At 41.0% G+C, this 18,989-nt stretch carries 15 protein-coding genes; 5 read left to right on the plus strand and 10 right to left on the minus strand.

Translation table 11 applies throughout. The features are described 5' to 3' along the window. Positions 1 to 27 precede the first annotated feature (27 nt). The 3 genes from H5203_RS10615 to H5203_RS10625 all read right to left on the minus strand — a co-directional run bounded on the left by H5203_RS10615 (position 28) and on the right by H5203_RS10625 (position 4,404). Positions 28 to 2,016, minus strand: coding sequence for an LTA synthase family protein (locus H5203_RS10615; RefSeq protein ID WP_182819714.1), 1,989 nt, complete (start codon positions 2,014 to 2,016; stop codon positions 28 to 30). Positions 2,017 to 2,180: 164 nt separating this feature from the next. Beyond that, positions 2,181 to 2,852 carry an START domain-containing protein gene (locus tag H5203_RS10620; protein WP_259399575.1) on the minus strand — a complete coding sequence of 224 codons (672 nt, stop codon included), beginning with the start codon at positions 2,850 to 2,852 and terminating at the stop codon, positions 2,181 to 2,183. 31 nt (positions 2,853 to 2,883) lie between these two features. Continuing rightward, positions 2,884 to 4,404: a CYTH and CHAD domain-containing protein gene (locus tag H5203_RS10625; RefSeq protein ID WP_149981355.1), complete on the minus strand. Its 1,521-nt coding sequence runs from the start codon at positions 4,402 to 4,404 to the stop codon at positions 2,884 to 2,886. 214 nt (positions 4,405 to 4,618) lie between these two features. Here H5203_RS10625 and H5203_RS10630 point away from each other — a divergent pair, with 214 nt between their 5' ends. Beyond that, on the plus strand, positions 4,619 to 5,218 hold the full coding sequence (locus H5203_RS10630) for a TIGR04211 family SH3 domain-containing protein (RefSeq protein WP_145235175.1): 600 nt from the start codon (positions 4,619 to 4,621) through the stop codon (positions 5,216 to 5,218). A gap of 100 nt (positions 5,219 to 5,318) precedes the next feature. On the opposite strand, the gene H5203_RS10635 is transcribed toward H5203_RS10630, so the two are convergent. Then, a complete protein-coding gene (locus H5203_RS10635) occupies positions 5,319 to 5,801 on the minus strand; it encodes a winged helix-turn-helix transcriptional regulator (protein WP_145235173.1) in 483 nt (160 codons plus the stop codon). A gap of 170 nt (positions 5,802 to 5,971) precedes the next feature. Between H5203_RS10635 and putA the strand changes: the two genes are divergently transcribed. Both putA and H5203_RS10645 read left to right on the plus strand, forming a co-directional pair. After that, complete coding sequence (putA, locus tag H5203_RS10640) at positions 5,972 to 9,775, plus strand: bifunctional proline dehydrogenase/L-glutamate gamma-semialdehyde dehydrogenase PutA (protein ID WP_145235170.1); 3,804 nt, start codon at positions 5,972 to 5,974, stop codon at positions 9,773 to 9,775. A 108-nt stretch (positions 9,776 to 9,883) separates the two neighbouring features. Next, on the plus strand, positions 9,884 to 11,080 hold the full coding sequence (locus H5203_RS10645; RefSeq protein WP_145235168.1) for an HD-GYP domain-containing protein: 1,197 nt from the start codon (positions 9,884 to 9,886) through the stop codon (positions 11,078 to 11,080). Positions 11,081 to 11,127: 47 nt separating this feature from the next. Here H5203_RS10645 and H5203_RS10650 read toward each other — a convergent pair whose 3' ends face one another. After that, positions 11,128 to 12,153, minus strand: coding sequence for a general secretion pathway protein GspB (locus tag H5203_RS10650; protein ID WP_182778787.1), 1,026 nt, complete (start codon positions 12,151 to 12,153; stop codon positions 11,128 to 11,130). Between the two features lie 13 nt (positions 12,154 to 12,166). Further along, positions 12,167 to 13,084 (minus strand): ExeA family protein, encoded by a 918-nt coding sequence (locus tag H5203_RS10655; protein WP_145235164.1) that lies wholly within the window; start codon positions 13,082 to 13,084, stop codon positions 12,167 to 12,169. A 128-nt stretch (positions 13,085 to 13,212) separates the two neighbouring features. Here H5203_RS10655 and H5203_RS10660 point away from each other — a divergent pair, with 128 nt between their 5' ends. Beyond that, the gene (locus H5203_RS10660; protein WP_145235163.1) at positions 13,213 to 14,319 is read left to right on the plus strand and encodes a tRNA nucleotidyltransferase; all 1,107 of its coding nucleotides are present in this window, start codon (positions 13,213 to 13,215) and stop codon (positions 14,317 to 14,319) included. 9 nt (positions 14,320 to 14,328) lie between these two features. Here H5203_RS10660 and H5203_RS10665 read toward each other — a convergent pair whose 3' ends face one another. From H5203_RS10665 to H5203_RS10680, 4 genes are all read right to left on the minus strand, one after another. Next, positions 14,329 to 14,838, minus strand: a complete 510-nt coding sequence (locus H5203_RS10665; protein WP_145235161.1) for a DUF1566 domain-containing protein — start codon at positions 14,836 to 14,838, stop codon at positions 14,329 to 14,331. Then, the gene (locus tag H5203_RS10670; protein WP_182819715.1) at positions 14,835 to 16,508 is read right to left on the minus strand and encodes a DUF1566 domain-containing protein; all 1,674 of its coding nucleotides are present in this window, start codon (positions 16,506 to 16,508) and stop codon (positions 14,835 to 14,837) included. Before H5203_RS10670 ends, H5203_RS10665 begins: the two co-directional genes overlap by 4 nt. 104 nt (positions 16,509 to 16,612) lie before the next feature. Beyond that, entirely contained in the window at positions 16,613 to 16,945 is a 333-nt protein-coding gene (locus tag H5203_RS10675; protein WP_145235156.1) for a hypothetical protein, read from the minus strand. Between the two features lie 16 nt (positions 16,946 to 16,961). Next, positions 16,962 to 17,690: a DUF2982 domain-containing protein gene (locus tag H5203_RS10680; protein ID WP_145235154.1), complete on the minus strand. Its 729-nt coding sequence runs from the start codon at positions 17,688 to 17,690 to the stop codon at positions 16,962 to 16,964. 246 nt (positions 17,691 to 17,936) lie between these two features. On the opposite strand from H5203_RS10680, the gene H5203_RS10685 reads away from it, so the two are divergent. After that, positions 17,937 to 18,989, plus strand: coding sequence for an efflux RND transporter periplasmic adaptor subunit (locus tag H5203_RS10685; protein ID WP_182758409.1), 1,053 nt, complete (start codon positions 17,937 to 17,939; stop codon positions 18,987 to 18,989).

Raw genomic sequence — 18,989 nt, forward strand, 5'->3', positions numbered from 1 at the left:
ATCGGGTGATCGGCCAAACACATTACCTTAATCCATGCCTTGAGTTAATAACTGCCAGGCTGTCGCCATATACTGGGTATATGCTTGCTCTGCCTGCGCATCAACTTCGACAAATTGCGGTGGTGTTGTCGGTAAAAGCTGAGTTTTATCCCGCTCATTGACCCTATAATACTCATAAAGTGCCGATAAATCACCACGCCAAAGCTGCTCATTGTGACGTATTGTTTGAAAACCAAATACCCTTCGATCTGGCGCTGCATTAAATAATGATTGTCCCATGCTATAAAACTGAGTATTTGCTGGCGCAATTAAATCTAATAATGTTGGAGCGATATCCATATGGCTTGCCACTTGTTGTGCTGGCACTAAATCTGCGCTAACACCTTTGCCATAAATCACCATCGGCACATGGGTTAACTCATATAAATTTGGACGCTTGTGAAAGTTACGACGACTATAATGATCCCCTGTAATGACAAATAATGCATCTGGATAGCGTTGCTCCATCTTAGCCACAAACTCACCCAGCATTTTATCTGCATACCACAAGTGCCCTAATACATACGGATCTAATAACTCCCCTTCTAATCTATTTATCTCTGCAGGGTAATCTGCAGCCGACTTATAAGGGTAGTTATATTTGTCTAAATCGAGATTAAACGGGCCATGATAACTACCAGAGAGAATCACATTAAAACTTTTCTGTGTGGTTTTTTCTGCCACTAAATCAAATAACTGACCATCATCAATGCCCCAGACTCCTGCACTACCTTTACCGCCAGCATCGGTAGCTGAATAGACCTTATCAGCACCTTGAGATAGAACGTACTCACCGACATTCTGCCATGATAATAAACCACCATAAAAAAACTGGCTGGTGTACCCTAAATGCTCTAATTGATTAAATAACGATAACTTGCTGCTTGGTTTTTGTGGCCCAATCAAACTCATATTAACCCCTGCATAAGGGATCCCAGATACAATACTGGATAGCGAATTCATAGTACTGCTAGCTGCAGGTAAAACGTTATCTAGGTAAATACCTTTACTAGCTAGATTTTTTAACTGATTGGTTAAATTAAGCGAAGCATACTTCTTTTGTAACGGCCAAGAATCATAGCTTTCCATAACAATCACGAACACGTGTGACGGTGCAGCTAACAAAGGTGCTGTAGTATATTGACTCAATGCGTTTAAAGGTAAGACATCAAGCACTGAGTTATGATTTAAATATGGATTTTCGCCGTCTACGCCATGACTTTGTAGATCGTTGTAATCTTTAATGGCATATAAAAAGCTGCGAAATGGATTGATCACTAAATTATTAATAAATGGGTCCGGCGTTACCGCAGACCACTTCCGTGAAGCCGGACGTGACTCAAAAGAACCTCGAATAGCACAGATAAATAACACCACTATGATGCTAATTAACAACGTACGCTTCCATTTACAGTCAGTAAAAATGCGCTGTAAAAAGCTATTCGACTGCTTATCAACGCGATGACATAACTTAAATGCAACCACTAACAGTGTAAATAACCCCAGTAAACTTCCCCATGGCCGATATTGTTCAATCACGGTTAAAGCAATTGCTTGCTGATCATCGTGCAACCCTTCAAACATAAAGTAATTGAATTGACTGCCGTACTCTGAAATATACGTAATACTAGTTATACAGAGTAAAATAGCGACTACAAAAAAGAGTTTACCTGTAAAGTTACGCACCATTCTTACCCAATGACCTAAGCGCATCGGCTGTAAAATACAATTTAATAAAAAGGGGATGCTAAAACACACACCACTGGCTGCTGAGTCAAAAGCAAATCCTGTTTCTAAGGTGTTTAAAATGACATCAAGATCTATTGGTGCAGTGATTCGGTCATGAAAGTAGACTAAAAAGAAAATCCGAAAGCTCATAAACAATAAAACACCCGCTAGCCATAATGTAGCGATGCGCCAACTTTCGTTAACAAATGAAAACCAACGGCTTGAGCCTGCAAGTGATGAAGCTAACACTATACTGTCCTTAAAGTAGTATGTTCCCAGGGCGGGAATATTACCGATTTAAGTTACAGTAACAATATTTTTTTTGTAATTATTTGTAATAAATATTTAATAAAAAAACAGTAACAAGAAATTAACTAGCCATCTAGATTATGTCGATTGTTAGCATTAATACGCTATTGTTTATTGGCATGAATACAATTGCCAACTTGGCTTACTTGCTGATTTGTTTGATAGGTTTTATTGATTAAGCGTAATTTAAGAGCAAGCAAGGTATGCATCGCACTTTTTAATCCCACTTTATTGCTTAGCCAATAAGGAATTGCACCACCAGGATTGGCGTATATTTCATATGTTATGGTTAACAATGATTGCCCTTCACTGCTATGTTGGGTTAATAACCAATGTGCTTTTAGATCAGTGATACGGATCACAGCTTGGCGCTTTGCAAGCTCCCCTGTTTTTGCTGCAATCGTTAACTTCGTCTGAGTGTCGTTCAGTTGTTGGTAGCATGAGTAACTCACCATATCGCGATCAGCGAGCGGCCACGGCGAGTCAAACTCGGTATGTACAATAGTTTCTGAGGGGCTTAGTCGTTCCAACACTTTCACATGGGTAACATTATCAATCCATAACGGCGCGCTGTCAGTATCACTTAGCAATGTCATAAAGTCATTGGCCGTGACGCCTTCAACAGTGATCTCTGCCTGCACTTCAAAAATACCATTGTCATGTTTTTTGTAGTACACACTTGCACCATCACGCTGTTTCCAGAGTTGCCAATGCTGAACATCACTGATCGCATCAGCACTAAAGAGCAGCATTAGTAATAATACCCGCCGTACCATGTGTATTCCCTATGTACTGGCTTAAAGGCGATTACTGCCAGTAAGGTGATATTTTATATGAAGCTAAACGGCTTTGTTCCATTGCGTCGACCAAGAATTCAGACTTTCTTTCAAGCCAGCTTTGAATTTTTGCCAGCTCTTCATCATCTTGTCCTGCACATAACTGCTTTAGATACTCAAGCGTGCTGAGCTCGTACATGCCGTGTGAAATATCTAACCATGGAATACGAAACTCACTGCGTTCATCTTTTTCAAATAACGAACCTAAACAGTTACCACTGAGTAAGCTGTTTTCTAAACGCATGCGTAAATCCAAGTAATCCTTAACTGTCAGTGTTTTTTGTTCTGGAAGTAATTGATGAAGGTCTTGCCAATCTTTTTCAAATAATCGATTAGCAATCTCAGCGACTGGTTTTTCAGCTGCTTGAAACTGTACTTGTCCCCAACTTTTACGCCATTGCTTATCCACCAGCCAGGTGGTTAAAGACAATAATAAGCGGTTATAGCGAGCGCTATGAAACAACCGATTAATATCATCAATACTTGGCTGTAGCTCTTTTAAGTCATTAATAACTTGCGTTAACTCAGGTGCACTGTTGATTTTTTTATAGTATGCGTGGCGCTTGGATGTATAGGTTTTTAGTTGAATCGCGTTTTCAACCCATGCTAATTCACTTAATAGCCATTTTAGCTCGGTGCGTAATAGCTCGGTGGTGCTTTTATCAACAATATCGTCAAACAACCAGAACGTATGACGGATTAAACTAATTCCATCGGTCACTCGTTTCAGAGTTTTTAAACTCGGTTTATCGAAATAACACTGTTCATGTTTTTGTACAAAACGAATACCAAAGCCAATTGCGGCTATAAGTGCTTGCTCTTGTGTTGCATATTTAGGTAACGATACAAAGCCAATTGATTTACTTGGCTTAAGTGGTTTTTCATCCGCAAGGCGATAACCACGAGCCGCTTTAGAATATAACCCTAAACGAATATTACTTTGACTCACTAACTTATCAGCTAAAGCAAATAATTCATCGCGGCTGCCTTCAACCAGTTCAATTTCAAGCTCACAAATTGGCTCCATCAAACCCGATGCAGATACTTCGCCTTTATCTAACACGACCTCAATTTTAGCGCCACTGTCGGTTTCAATAAGCCAAGTACGACGAATAAAGTTAGTACTAAAAATAGGATAAAGATTAGCGGCAATTGCACTTATTTGCATACCATGCGGCCAAATACTGGCATCAAATGCAGTTATATTTGGTCGGCTACTTTCCAGCGGTAAATTATATTCAGGTCGTTGATGCAACCCGCCCATAACTTCTCCAGCAAGCTTGATAGTTTGCTCACATTGATTATCAGCACAGCGGGTACGAAAACCGATATCGAGCGCTCTTAATTCACGGCTTGGCGTGTCAAAATAAGCATTTTGTAAACTACGCGAAGGTTTATTAGTAACCGTTTTTGCAAATTGAGTAATTAACGCGGGGATCAGTGGGATTACGGCGTCTGACACCAAAAACTTCAGTTCTATCTCAGTATCCATTAGGCTTGAGGATTACCTTTAAAATAAATAAGAGCTCAAAATAAACAAAGCTGCTCAACATTGCAAATTTTTTAGCTTATTTGAATCATGAAACAGCAGCCATGATTACAATATCAGTCTTGCTATTAGGGCGCTAAATCCATACTATCTCAATACTTAACTATGAATAATACGATTGCTGTCCCACAGACGGTTACATTAACAGGGTAGATTGATGTTTAAACATTCTTTATTAGCTTTGCTATTCGCGGCGGCCGCATTTATGAGTCACGCAGAAGAAAGCAATTCAGCTAGCGATGCAAACACCGCTTATATAGTCGATAATCTTTATACATTTATGCACTCTGGCGCGAGTAAAAATTACCGCATTGTTGGCTCTGTTGATGCTGGTACAAAATTAACCCAGCTATCTGCTGAAGAAAATGGCTTTGTTAAAGTTATTGATGATAAAGAACGAGAAGGCTGGGTAGAAGCTAAATTTGTTTCTAAAACTCCTGGTATTCACCAACAATATCGCACGCTCAGTGCTGAAATGGCATCAATGCAAGAGCAACTTCGTCAAGCACAAATTGAATTGCCGCAGCTGCAAGAGCAAAGCCAAACTTTAACTGACCAAAATAGTGCTCTATCAGAGCAGATTACTAAATTAAAAAGTACCTTAGAAGTTGAACGCACTGAAAAACAACAAGCCGGTGCAAAAGAAAAACGTCAGCTACTAACTTATGGCGGAGCAATTGCCTTCATAGGTCTATTTTTAGGTATTATTTTGACTATCGTATTATCGCGCCGTAAACGTTACGACGGCTGGGCTTAATCGATAACCACTATATTTGATATTAAAAAAGCACCCTTGGGTGCTTTTTTAATGCGTGGGGTAAACCCGCGCCTACGTATTGGTAGCAGCGAGTTTAAATTTAAGTATCGAGTCTGAGCCCAGTGTCTTGTTTAATTTTTTCGATCACCATATAAGTGTGGTGCGTACCAACTCCCGGTATATCGACTAAATCACCAAGCACTTGACGGTATTCATCCATATCCGAAACCCGAATCTTTAATAGGTAATCATAGCCACCAGCAACCATGTCGCACTCAACAACTTGCTTGATTTTTAAAATATGTTCACGGAACACTTTAAATACCGCAGTATTTGACGTCACTAACGACACTTGCACATGCGCGACTAAGCTTTGATTAAGTTTGGCTTCGCTCAACTTGGCAAAGTAACCTTCGATATAACCTTCTTGTTCAAGCCGTTTTACTCGATCAAGACACGGGCTGGGACTTAAGTTAACCTGCTTTGCGAGGTTAACATTAGAAATTCTGCCGTTTTTTTGCAGAACGTCTAAAATTGCTAAATCGATACGATCGAGCATGCGTAATCTATTCGGACTTGTCATAACAGAATTTTATGCGGATAAGTTTAAAGTATGCCCTGTAAATTATCGTAAAACGCTAAATTTAACCAGCATATTCTGCTGGATTTTAATTAGAATGCACGCATTACGTACATAAAAATCGGGCAGCGAAATTTTTTAGCTGCAAGACTCCATACACCAGAGGGTTGCTTATGTTATTTGACGGCGATTTGACAACAACGTGTCCAATCAGACAAAAAATCCGTGACTTTTATCGCATTGACGAAAATGCTGTAATTGATCATATTTTACCGCTTGCTGAAGTAGGCGTAAAAGCTCGCAGCCGTGCTTGGGAACGTGCTCGCCAGATAGTTCACACTATTCGTCGCGATCAAGATGGTCAAAGCGGTGTTGATGCGCTACTTAATGAGTTCTCACTCTCTAGTGAAGAAGGTGTGGTATTGATGTGCTTAGCTGAAGCATTGCTTCGCGTGCCAGATAAAGCCACTCAAGACACGCTAATTCGCGATAAGTTAGCCAAAGGCGACTGGAGCTCTCACTTAGGCAGCAGCGACTCACTATTCGTTAATGCGTCATCTTGGGGTCTATTAGTGACCGGTAAAATGGTTAACTACACTGATAAAACCAAAGAACAGCAGTTTGGTGTACTGAAAAAAACCATTGGTCGTTTAGGCGAGCCGGTTATTCGTAAGTCAGTAAACTTTGCCATGAAGATCATGGGTAAGCAGTTTGTTATGGGTCGTACAATTAACGAAGCCATCGAACGCGCAGCAGAAAAAGAGCAAAAAGGCTATGTATATTCATACGATATGCTTGGCGAAGGCGCTCGCACCATGAAAGATGCACAGCGTTACTTTAATAGCTATATGAATGCGATTCATGCTATTGGTAAAGCGGCAAATGGCCGTGGCCCAATTAAGAGCCCTGGTATTTCAGTGAAACTGTCTGCGATCCATCCTCGTTATGAGTTCACTCATAAAGAACGTGTCATGAACGAAATTGTGCCTAAGCTTAAAGAGCTGGCCATGGCAGCTAAAAGCTACGATATTGGCTTTACTGTTGATGCTGAAGAAGCTGATCGCCTTGATATTTCACTTGATGTAATCGAAGCAGTATTTAGTGATGATGACCTAGCTGGTTGGCATGGTTTTGGTTTAGCTGTGCAAGCGTATCAAAAACGCGCAATTTTTGTGATTGAATGGTTAACTGAGCTTGCCAGCCGTGTTGGTCGTAAAATGATGGTGCGTTTAGTTAAAGGTGCCTACTGGGATACCGAAATCAAAACCACACAACAAGATGGTTTAGAGCACTTCCCAGTATTTACTCGTAAGGCAACAACCGACGTATCTTACAAAGCATGTGCTATCAAAATGCTAGAAGCACGTGATGTACTTTATCCACAGTTTGCAACCCACAATGCCTACACTGCGGCAACAATTTTAGAAGTTGCTAAAGGTGATAACCAAGGTTTTGAATTCCAACGCCTGCACGGTATGGGTGAATCATTATTCGACCAAATCGTAACTGAAGAAAAAATTCAGTGTCGTGTTTATGCCCCTGTAGGTCAGCACGAAGATTTATTGGCTTATTTAGTGCGTCGTTTACTTGAAAACGGTGCTAACTCATCGTTTGTTAACGCCATTGTTGATACCACTAAACCTGTTGAATCGTTATTACCGGATCCGGTAGAAACACTGCAAGGTTTGCGTAACAAGTACAACACGCAAATTAAGATGCCAATTGATTTATACGGCGCTGAACGTGCTAACTCAAAAGGTATGGATTTAACCGATATCAATGTGATCACGCCATTCAAGGAAAATCTTGATAACTGGTTTGCAGAGCACCGTATTAGTGAAAGCGATATTCCTGAAGGTTCAATTGCAGTTAAAAACCCTGCCAATCATCAAGAGATTATCGGTCATATCAAGCTACAAAATAGCGATGATATGCTCACTCTACTAAGCAATGCAGAAACCGCCTTTGAGTCGTGGTCACAAACGCCAGTTAAAGAGCGCGCAAACCTATTACGCCGCATTGCTGATATTCTAGAACGTCATCACGACGAACTTGTGGCTATCTGTATCAAAGAAGCCGGCAAAGTAGCACAAGATGGTATTGACGAAGTACGTGAAGCGGTTGATTTTTGTCGCTACTACGCTGCTCGCGCCGAAGAGCTAAGTGAAGATGAGCGTTTTGAAGCCCGTGGTGTGATTTTATGTATCAGCCCATGGAACTTCCCACTAGCAATCTTCTTAGGTCAAGTTGCTGCAGCAATCGTAACTGGTAACACTGTTATTGCAAAGCCAGCTGAACAAACTAGCTATATTGCACTGCGTACTATTGAGCTTATGTTATCTGTTGGTTTACCAGAGCATGTGGTACAGCCTGTTATCGCACGTGGTAGTGAAGTAGGAAAAACCATTGTTCCTGATGAACGCATTCAAGCGGTTATGTTCACAGGCTCTACTGAGACCGGTACCATCATTTCTCAAACACTTGCTGCACGTAATGATCTTCAAGTACCGTTGATTGCCGAAACAGGCGGTCAGAACTGTATGATCGTAGATTCAACAGCACTGCCAGAGCAAGTCGTTGACGATGTGATCAGCTCTGGTTTCCAAAGTGCTGGTCAACGTTGTTCTGCACTGCGTGTATTGTTCATTCAAGAAGATATCGCAGATAGCGTAATTGAAATGATCAAAGGCGCGTTAAAAGAGCTACACATTGGCGATCCATCATTACTATCAACCGATATCGGCCCTGTAATTGATGAAAAAGCCTTGAAGAACTTAAACGAACACGTTGAGTACTTAAAAGGCAACGCAACACTGCATTATGAGTGTGATATTCCAGATAACAGCGAAAACGGAGCGTATTTCTTTGCGCCACGTTTATATGAAATCAAAGATCTATCTGTACTGAAACGTGAAGTATTTGGCCCATGTGTGCATATCATTCGCTTTAAAGGCACAGAACTTGATAACGTGATTGACCAAATAAATAACACTGGGTTTGGTTTAACCATGGGTATCCATTCACGCATCGAAGAGCGTTGTGAATACTTAGCAAAAATGTCGCGTGCCGGGAACGTCTACGTTAACCGTAATATGATTGGCGCGATTGTTGGCGTACAACCGTTTGGTGGTCGTGGTTTATCTGGCACCGGACCTAAAGCAGGTGGCCCTAACTACTTAACTCGTTTAGTTAAAGAAAAAGCATCGCCTGAAAACGTGCAAATGACTAACTTGACGCCAGACGAGCTTGACACTCACCACTATTCAGGTGCTGCTGAGCAAGTCGAGAAGTTAATGGCAAATTCAATGCGCGATGAAAAAATTTGGCGCGCAACACCACTGAACGATCGTGTTTCAGCGGTACGTCAGCTATTAGCTAAAGTTGCCACAGTCGATATTATCGATGAACTAGCCGACGATTTAGCATTAACACTTGCCGATGCACGTGCCCAGCTTAATCGCCTTGAAAAGCACATGCGTAAGTTTACTACTTTGCCGGGGCCAACAGGTGAATCAAACACCCTTCACCTTGAAGCGCGTGGTTGTGTGGTTTGTTATGCAGATAAGAGTACCTCGTTTAACTTCTGGGCTATTTCGATCATCACAGCTCTTGCTGCTGGTAATACCGTGATCACCGTAGCATCTGAGTTATTCTATGACGAAGCGGTAGCCTTTAAAGATAAATTTATCTCAACTGGTATTGCTGAAGGGGTATTCCAAGTAGCTAAGCCGAATCAGTTACAAGCTATTTTGGCGCACCCTCATTTAGCAGGTGCTGTTGTTGCAGCGCGCTCATCGCGCTTAGGTTACTTCAGTCAACAGCTGGCACAACGTAAAGGAGCTATTTTGCCAGTGATCAGTGCTGAGTACTACGACACGCTAATCAAACGCTTAGTAACAGAAAAGACCATAAGTATTGATACAACGGCTTCGGGCGGTAATACATCACTAATGACTTTAGTTGAAGATGACGAGTAGAGTTTAAGTAGATATTAACAAAGGGCGCTAATTAGCGCCCTTTTTACTACTTATCCAGTAAAAAGTTTGCTAGTTTTGTAGTATGTTATTTATTATGAAGTAAACACATTGAAAATTATCCCAATCGATCAGCTTATGCCAGGTATGTTTGTGCATAGCGTAACTAAACAAACTGGTAAAATAAAAATCAAAAACCAAGGTTGGGTAAAAACGCAAGCAGGCGTGCAGCAGCTTATAAAAGCCGGTATCTTAGAAATCGAAATTGATCCTGATAAAACCATCGTTGAACTCACTCCTACAGCCACAACAAACGATATACAGGTTGAACCGCCTAAACAACGTGATCCTTGGTCTACAACACACAGTGTTGAGCAAGAGATGGACAAAGCATTTAAGCTCTACAGCGAAGCAAAACAACTGCAAAGCAAAGCATTTACCGATATAAAAGCCGGTAACACTATAGATATTGCCCCCTTTAAAGAATTAGCTAGCGGCTTTATTGATTCGGTATTTCGTAATCAAGATGCCCTAGCATGCATCACCCGTATGCGTGAAAAAGACGCCTACCTACTAGAACACTCGATCAACGTCTCGATCTTAATCAGTATTTTTGCCAAACACTTAGGTTTTGAACGAGCGCTTATTGAAGAACTTGCCACCGGTGCGCTGTTACATGATATTGGTAAAATTCAGATACCGGATGACATTCTTAATAAGCCGGGTAAGTTAACCGATCAAGAATATAAAGTGATTCAGGATCATGCGCGCTTTAGTAAAGAAATTTTAGAACTGGCGGGCCTTAAAGGCATTGCTGTCGATATTGCAGGCTTTCATCATGAGCGACTAGATGGCACGGGTTACCCGTTTGGCAAGCGAGCTGATGAAATAAGCCAGTACGTGCGTATGGCATCGATTGTTGATGTCTATGACGCACTTACCGCAGAGCGTGTTTATAAGGCCGGCATGGAGCCAATCAAGGCCTTTAAAATACTCAAAGACGGTTGTCCAGATAGCTTTGATGGCGGGTTACTGACTAAATTTATTCAGTGTATTGGCGTTCATCCAGTTGGCACGTTAGTTAAACTGTCGAGTCAAAAAGTCGGCCTAGTGACCAAAAGCAACCCTAGCAGCCCTCTTAAACCTCAAGTGAAAACTTTTTACAATGCAAAACACGCTCACTACACACAAGTTCAAGATATAGATCTGGCGCACAACCGAACTCAAGATTCGTTAGAATCCGCCATTAAACCAGCGGATTTCAACATTGATTTAATTAGATTTTTCAAAAATTCAATTTTGCCGTAATAATCGCCGAAAACGAAATTGGCCTGCGCGAAGTAGCTATCTAATCTTCACTCGGGCCAATCTTGCAGCGCTTTTAAGCTAAATTCATAATCATCAAAGCTCAGCACCGTTTGCTCTGGAGTGATCTCTAATACTCTTAAGTCCCCAATGCTATCCCCCTCATACAACTCCCGATTATTGAGCTTAACCCAACGTTTATCAGGTGATGATGAGTAAATATGCGCTTGGTATTTAATTTCTGGCATCAATGCCAACAAAGCATCAGGTAGTAACTCAATCGGCTCAGCATAAGATGAATTTTTAGTGCCTTGCGTTACTTGATGAGATTGGGTGCTTTGAGTATCTTCGATAGCGCGAGCAAAGGCATTTTTAAGCGCCGTTGGCACAGTTTCAAGTTCTTCATCGCTTACCGTTGCAACCGGCTTTGATTTCTCACTAGTCGGTTCGCCAAGAGGCTTCCCCAATACTTTGTATTTACTCATATCGATATTGCTAGCGCTATTGTTAATCATTGGCTGCATTTGCACTGCATTAGGATTATATTGCTGCTGAGGCGCTGCATATACTTGCTGATAACCATTAGGTGTTTGCACCAGTATTGGCTGACCTTGCGGATAAGCTGGTGCAGTATTTACTGGCACTTGCACCCACTGATATTGCCCTGTTGCTTGTTGGTATTGCTGAGGTTGAACAAATTGCGGCTGAGACATCGGCTGCGTGCTAGCAACTTGCGCTGGGCTAGTTTGTACTGGATTTGTTTGCACAGGTATCGATTGCTCAGGCTTCACTGTGGCAGGCACAGGTGTTTTGTCATCAGCAGGCTCCACTGATTGATCCTGAACACTCGTTACCATTTGTTCAGGGGTATTTAAATGATTTTTTTGTAACCATTTACCAATTGAAAACCCTGCCATCAAGGTCAGTAAAAAAGCAACCAACAAGCCAAGCGAAATCGCAATAAAACGATAACGCTGTAGTTCTTGCTGCTGTTTTAATTGCTCAGCGTTTCTGTCATGTGCTGACGCTTCATCATGTTGTTCTGATTGTTTTAAGGCATCTAATAAATACGACATATATGACCATTAATTAAAGAATGAACGACAAACCAATACCCAGACTGAGCACAGTTAAAAATGCCAACGGATAGAGCCAATTAAACGACGACTGCTGCTCTATGCTAACGGAACTTAATGCACTCGGCGGTAACGCTTCTTGTGCTGAGCGCATTACTATATCACTATCAATCATCGTTAGCTGCTTAGAAAAAGCTCCCATTAAACAGCGTTCACATAATAAATTTACTAAACGCGGAATACCTGCAGTAACTAAGTGAATCGTTTTTAACGCATCATTTGAGAATAGTCCCCGATCACAACCTGCAACATACAAACGATGTTTAACGTAAGCAAAAGTTTGTCCTTCAGTTAACGGTAGTAAATGATAACGAGCAGTGATCCGCTGCGCTAACTGACGCAACTCATTACGCTTTAATAAAGCCTGTAATTCTGGCTGACCAACCAATACTATTTGTAGTAATTTTTTATGATTTGTTTCTATGTTAGTTAATAAGCGAAGCTGTTCTAGTACGTCAGGGGCTAAAAGCTGAGCTTCATCAATAATCAAAATAGTGTGGCCACCAGCTTGATGATTTGCTTCAAGATGCTTTTTAATTGCATCAGTTAAGGTTTTTAACGTCGCATTTTGCTCGTCATAAACAATATGAAATTCATCGCAAATACTCGCTAACAGTTCCAATTGTGACAGTGCTGGATTATGGATCAACGCCACTTGTGTGTTTTCAGGTAACTGCTCTTGCAAACTGCGGGTTAAGGTCGTTTTCCCTGTTCCCACCTCACCGGTTAACAATACAAACCCACCGGCTTCACCTAAGCCATAAGTTAAATGCGCCAACGCCTCTTTATGGCGTTCGCTTAAAAATAAGTACTGTGGATTTGGCGCGATTGAAAACGGTTTCTCTGACAAGCCAAAATAGCTTAAATACACCCTAAATTTCCTTACTGATTAAATCACGGCCTATAATGGCAAAAAAACAGCGTAAGTGAAAACCTTGTTAGCGTTTTATTAGCTAAATAACGTAAAATAGTTTGCACAGTTAATATTCAGGGGAAATTATGCAAGTTTATTTGGTCGGTGGAGCAGTTCGTGATGAGCTATTAGGGCGAATCATCAAAGAGCGCGATTATGTGGTGGTCGGTGCAACTCCTGAGCAACTGATCAAACAAGGCTATCAACAAGTTGGTAAAGACTTTCCCGTTTTTTTACACCCAAAAACTAAAGAAGAATACGCACTAGCTCGTACCGAGCGAAAACAAGGCCAAGGTTACACGGGCTTTGTCTGCGAGTTTTCAGCAGATGTTACCTTAGAAGACGACTTACGCCGCCGCGATTTAACCGTTAACGCTATTGCAAAAGCACAAGATGGCAACTTAATTGATCCTTATGGCGGCAAGCAAGATTTAGACAACCGCATTTTGCGCCATGTATCTGACGCATTTAGCGAAGATCCACTACGTATATTACGCGTTGCCCGTTTTGCAGCTCGTTATCATTATCTTGGTTTTACGATTGCCGAAGAAACCCAGCAATTGCTAACACAGATGATCAACCAAGGTGAGTTACAAACACTCACCGCAGAACGCATTTGGCTAGAATGTGAAAAATCATTAACGGATGGCGCATTTGCTGAGTTTTTGAATATTTTAGCGCAGTTAGGCGCGCTTAGTGCAATCAGCCCTGCCTTAGCAGGTAACTGGAGCGATGAGTTATATCAACAACTAAAAAACCGTTACGCTTACGCACAAAGCCAAAATATAACCGATCAGGCATTATTGTTTGCACAAGCCACTGCATCATTGACGCAAGAAGAGATTAAAATTCTCAGTCAAACTATTCGTTTACCAAATGACGTACGCGATTTGGCATTACAACTTAATGCCCACCAAGCAACCTTAAGTAGCCAAACAATCACCGCACAGCAACTACTCCGTTGCTGCAATCAACTCGATTTATGGCGCCGCCCTGAACGGTTCGAGGCAGTTCTTAAAGCCGTTGAGATTAACCAAGCAGCATCACTGGCTAATCAAAAATTATTAACAGCAACCAAAGCAGCTAAAGCAATTAACCCGCAGCAATTTATTACGCAAGGCATTAAGGGCGCAGCAATAAAAACCGCGCTAGAACAAGCGCGGTTAGAGATATTGCAGCAGTATTTCAATTAACTAAGCTAGCTACTTTTCATAACGTACTAGACGTAGGTACACAAATGAGGTTTTATCGTGCAAACTGTTAAGGCCTCTGTCAAAGGTGTATACCCAAGCTGAAGTTTTATCGGCAATACCTGAAGTATTTGTCCAATAGTTTTCACTTTTATTACCTAAAAATACAGACTGATTAATACTTGGGGTAACACAGCTGTGCTCTAAAATACTAGCAAGCTCTTTATTATTAGGTACTTGCCAATCTGTATATGCACCTGTTCGGTCATTCACTGCGGCTCTTAGCGCCTCTTGCCAATTTACTTTTACAGCACTATTAATACAGCTGTTGGTGGCAACATCATAACCTTGTCCATAACTACAGGTTTGCCACATTAGCCCGGTTACACTGTCGCTAACGGTGCCATCAACACTAACTGTAAAACGGGTTGCGGGTGTTGTTTCGGTCACACCAGTGTAGCAAGTCTGCACAGCCATCACGGCAGGACTAAGTAGCAGTAAGCCAACTAATAATGATTTCATTGCGATGCTCCTGCAGTTCTAACCAAGCGCACAAAGGCGGTATTACCTTTTGGATAAGCCAGATCATTGCCGTTACTCATATCAAAAACATACGCTTGCGATAAACTGGTACCATCGGCCGAAGTTTGTGAGGTCCAATAAATTAGTCCATCCTCTAATAAGTTGCTATTAGGCGTATTAGGAAAATAATTCTCATCAAGCAATATTGATTGTCCATGCTTGCCATAATTAAGTAGCGTTAATAACTCTGTGTAAGTAGGCACTCGCCAGTTGGTACCACCACAATAATCGAGTGTATTGACGGCATTAATATACACCTGCAAATTACAGTTACTACTACTTGGGCAAGTACTATTCGGTGTCCCTTGTACACTCCCCGTTTGTACGCCATCGCCACTATTTAAATACCATGTGTAGTGATTTTGACCTTCACGCAACGCCGTATTTGGCAAAGTGCCTGTATTAGGGCTTTTTACTTCCCAAATCAAACCCGTTACGTTATCGCGAATACAACTAAAGTTGCTTGCAGAATCACTCAGTTCATCTGCGAACTCATTTAATTTAGTAAAATCAAAAGCCAATTCACCTTTACCGACTTTTTCTATATGTGTAGTTGCGACGCTGTCACGACCCAAAACAGCATCTTGGCGAGGAAAGTCAGGGCTCGTACAGGCTATTTCTTGGGTGTTGTTGTAACATTTATCCATACCGGTATCATTGAGCAAACCAAGCGGTTTTGATTTAACCACGATATTGACGGTGTCTGTATCTGTGCGCCCTTTGCTATCAGTCACGGTTACTTCAAAGGTATGCGTGTTAACCGCTTCGGTCGCTGGTGCAGTAAAAGAGGTAATGCATTGTTGCTGATTATCAAGTATTGCATTGCCAGATATTTGTTGCCAATAGCATTTAAAGGTGTCTGTTACTGTTTCTGAACCTGTAGCATCTAAGGTCACTTTTTCCAGCTCAATAGCACTCTGATCAATACCAGCATTGGCAATAATCACATCGCTGGTTTTATTTAAGGTATGTGAATATTGCGTGCTTGCTTCTCCCCCCTCATCATCGACAACTGTTAACAGCCAAGTGATCTGCGTGTTGGTATCAAGTAACGGATGAGTGAAAGTAATTGTTGCATTGCTATTACTATCTACAGCAAGCGTTGGTCCTGCAATTTGTTGCCAGTTATAGCTATTAATTTGGCCATTTTCATCCGGATCAACTGAGCTGGCACCACTTAAAGTAATTGTATCTTTATAATCAGAAGGCAGTGTTTCGGGTGAAGTTTGAGTAACAATAACCTGAGGAAGCTGATTATTTGACTCAATTTCGATCAGTAAGTCATCACTTACTAATTGGCCATCTGTGGTTTGATAACTAACACGCAATAATAATTCGCTGTTTGCTTTAATATCGGGGGCGGTAATTGTTTGTAGTGCACCATCAAGGGGGAAACTGTCAATAATTGGTCCACTTACTCTCTGCCACGTAAAAGTACCATCAACAGGCGAACCTTTGGCTTCAATAGTAAATTCACTTTTTTCAATAATGCGCTGATCATCGCCAGCAAAAACGGATGCTGCAACCACGGGATTATCGTTGCCGCCTCCGCCGCCACCGCATGCTGTCAATACAGCTAATAACGGTAAAACTATCAAGGGGGATTTCATGCACTGATTCCTCATTTAAAACTGAAATTACATAGCCTTAATGTTAATAGCCACGCCAATCAATAAATTAAGCAACAACAATGCCAGATACAAAAGAGAGGATGTTATAAATAGCTATCTTGGTGAATACGGACAAATAACTTTGTGCCTATTTTACTATAATCTATCTTATACTCACGGCCATCTAACGCCTGAATAAACAGTAAACGCTTCTCTTCACCAAATACGTCTACACTGCCAACATAGACCATTTCTAAATAGCGTTCTTTAGCTTCACGACGGTTTTTTGGCAACTCTTCTTTGAATGGTTCTAAACCATGTTGAGTTACCTTTATTTTTGGGTGCACTTCAGAATTCACGATCACTAAATCGAGTTTTTTATCTTTATGGATTATGGTATTTCTGCCACTTTTAATAAAAGATCTATCTTGACTCATCGCTTCATCCTACTAACTAACGCCTATTTTCAGGCGTCTTACTCTCTAATTGAGATTCAATAAATACTACTGGGTTGTTCCGCCATGCATTTAAGCTGTGGCTAAAATCCCAAATACTTCTATCCAATACACTTGCTGGTAACAGTAAGTCATATCCTGTTAATTGTCGTAGATGTCGCATTCTATTAGCAAACATGGCTATAAGGCCATTAAAACTGCGACCATTCACAGAAGTGTAATGATTATCCTCAACTAACCATTCTGATGGGCAATTGCCATTTTTGCAATGTTTTTGAATTACTTGCATAAATAAATGTCGTTGTTCGATCAATAATTTACCCGCAATTCTTGGTCCTAGTTGTAATAAAAATTCATCGGTGTCGTTAAGTTTGATACCTACAGCATTTAACTCAAGTTGCTCAAGTTCTTGTTCTACTTTAGGAATACCACTGTAATTTAGATTTTCTTGCTTAACACACCAGCAGCCATACTTATGCTGGTAAGTAAGCTCCTTTTCTGTAATAACTAAACTGTAAAATGGCTCTTGGGTTTTTAAAAACCCAACAAAAATGGCAGCCAAACATAAACTCACCAAGAAAATTTCGAAAATGCTAATTTCGTCGGGCCGCAGTAAATTAACTAGCATTATAAATAAAAGCCCAACCGCACCGACAGTGAGAGTTTCGATACCATTGCGCGCACCTTGCGCACGCAATTTCAAAACAGCGTTTTTGCGTTTAACCATAACGATAAAAAACAATATAAAAAGCGTACATAATTATAGCCCAAATTATCAATTTACGTATTTTCATACAACGCGGACATTTGCTCGTTAACTTCATAACTCTCTCACACACAAACATAAAATGGGAACAAAATGAAAAACAACTGAACTTTTACGCCTAACCGACAGATTTATGAGATACGCGGCCGCCAATTCACGCTGTAATTTTGTACACTAGAGGCAATTAATTCTCCGGTATTTTTAACAATGTATGCAAAGCAATCTGGCAAAGCGCTCTTTCCATTTATTATTACTCTACTTTTGGGGCTATGTGTTTATCTTTATTTACCAAGCAGCCAAGGTGAGCAATCTGACTTCACAGTTAATGCAACGCAAGTAACCGCTCACACTGTTGCAAGTGAAGAAAATGCTGTCCTCATTGAGGCTATCGGCAGTGCCCGCGCTAATCAAGCAATTTATATACAAAGCGCACAAAATGATTACGTAACTGACATTTATTTCAAAGACGGTGATTTAGTCAGTAAAGGTCAAAAGCTCGTACAATTGCAATCGCAGCAAGAAGAGCTCACTGTTAAAGAGCTGGCAATCAACTTACGCGAAGAAAAACGTCAACTTGAACGCTTAACAGAGCTTTCTCGCTCACAAGCAACTGCAAAGTCATTACTCGAAGAGCAACTTTCTCGCGTTGATGCAACCGAAGCTCAGCTTGAAAACGCCAAAACAAAATTATCTGAAATGACTATTATCGCGCCTTTTTCAGGTATTTTAGGTAAGCGTCAGATCTCAGTAGGTGCTTATGTAAATAACAGCACAATTATTACAAGCTTAGATGATATAAGCATTATTAAAGTCGATTTTAAAGTCCCAGAAAAATACCTTGCGCAATTAAACGTTGGCATGAAAGTAATGACCCAAAATGATGCTTACCCTGAAAAAACCTTCACCGGTAAAGTAACGCACGTTAGTGCTCGGATTGATTCAATCACCCGCAGTGTTGAAGTCACAGCAAGCTTCGCGAATAAAAGTGGTTTATTACGCCCTGGCATGTTGCTCAAGACCGCGTTACAACTTAGCTCGAATCAAGCGATGATGGTGCCAGAGAAAGCGGTGATCCCACAACAAGATAAACATTATGTTTTTCAAATTGAAGACGGAATAGCCACTAAAGTAGAGGTTCACGTTGCAGGTCGTCACAATGGTTGGGTTGCCATTGATGAAGGTATTAGTAATGGGCAACAAATTGTTACTGAAGGAATTATTAAAATTCGCTCAGGCAGCAAAGTTACTGTGAAGGGGTAA

The organism is Pseudoalteromonas sp. SG41-1, assembly GCF_014164575.1.
GTDB lineage: Bacteria > Pseudomonadota > Gammaproteobacteria > Enterobacterales > Alteromonadaceae > Pseudoalteromonas > Pseudoalteromonas rhizosphaerae.

Coding starts and splice junctions, on each gene's coding strand:
- H5203_RS10620 (WP_259399575.1), bottom strand. CDS start 2,852: ATGGTACGGCGGGTATTATTACTAATGCTGCTCTTTAGTGCTGATGCG.
- H5203_RS10625 (WP_149981355.1), bottom strand. CDS start 4,404: ATGGATACTGAGATAGAACTGAAGTTTTTGGTGTCAGACGCCGTAATC.
- H5203_RS10630 (WP_145235175.1), top strand. CDS start 4,619: ATGTTTAAACATTCTTTATTAGCTTTGCTATTCGCGGCGGCCGCATTT.
- H5203_RS10635 (WP_145235173.1), bottom strand. CDS start 5,801: ATGACAAGTCCGAATAGATTACGCATGCTCGATCGTATCGATTTAGCA.
- putA (WP_145235170.1), top strand. CDS start 5,972: ATGTTATTTGACGGCGATTTGACAACAACGTGTCCAATCAGACAAAAA.
- H5203_RS10650 (WP_182778787.1), bottom strand. CDS start 12,153: ATGTCGTATTTATTAGATGCCTTAAAACAATCAGAACAACATGATGAA.
- H5203_RS10660 (WP_145235163.1), top strand. CDS start 13,213: ATGCAAGTTTATTTGGTCGGTGGAGCAGTTCGTGATGAGCTATTAGGG.
- H5203_RS10665 (WP_145235161.1), bottom strand. CDS start 14,838: ATGAAATCATTATTAGTTGGCTTACTGCTACTTAGTCCTGCCGTGATG.
- H5203_RS10670 (WP_182819715.1), bottom strand. CDS start 16,508: ATGAAATCCCCCTTGATAGTTTTACCGTTATTAGCTGTATTGACAGCA.
- H5203_RS10675 (WP_145235156.1), bottom strand. CDS start 16,945: ATGAGTCAAGATAGATCTTTTATTAAAAGTGGCAGAAATACCATAATC.
- H5203_RS10680 (WP_145235154.1), bottom strand. CDS start 17,690: ATGGTTAAACGCAAAAACGCTGTTTTGAAATTGCGTGCGCAAGGTGCG.
- H5203_RS10685 (WP_182758409.1), top strand. CDS start 17,937: ATGTATGCAAAGCAATCTGGCAAAGCGCTCTTTCCATTTATTATTACT.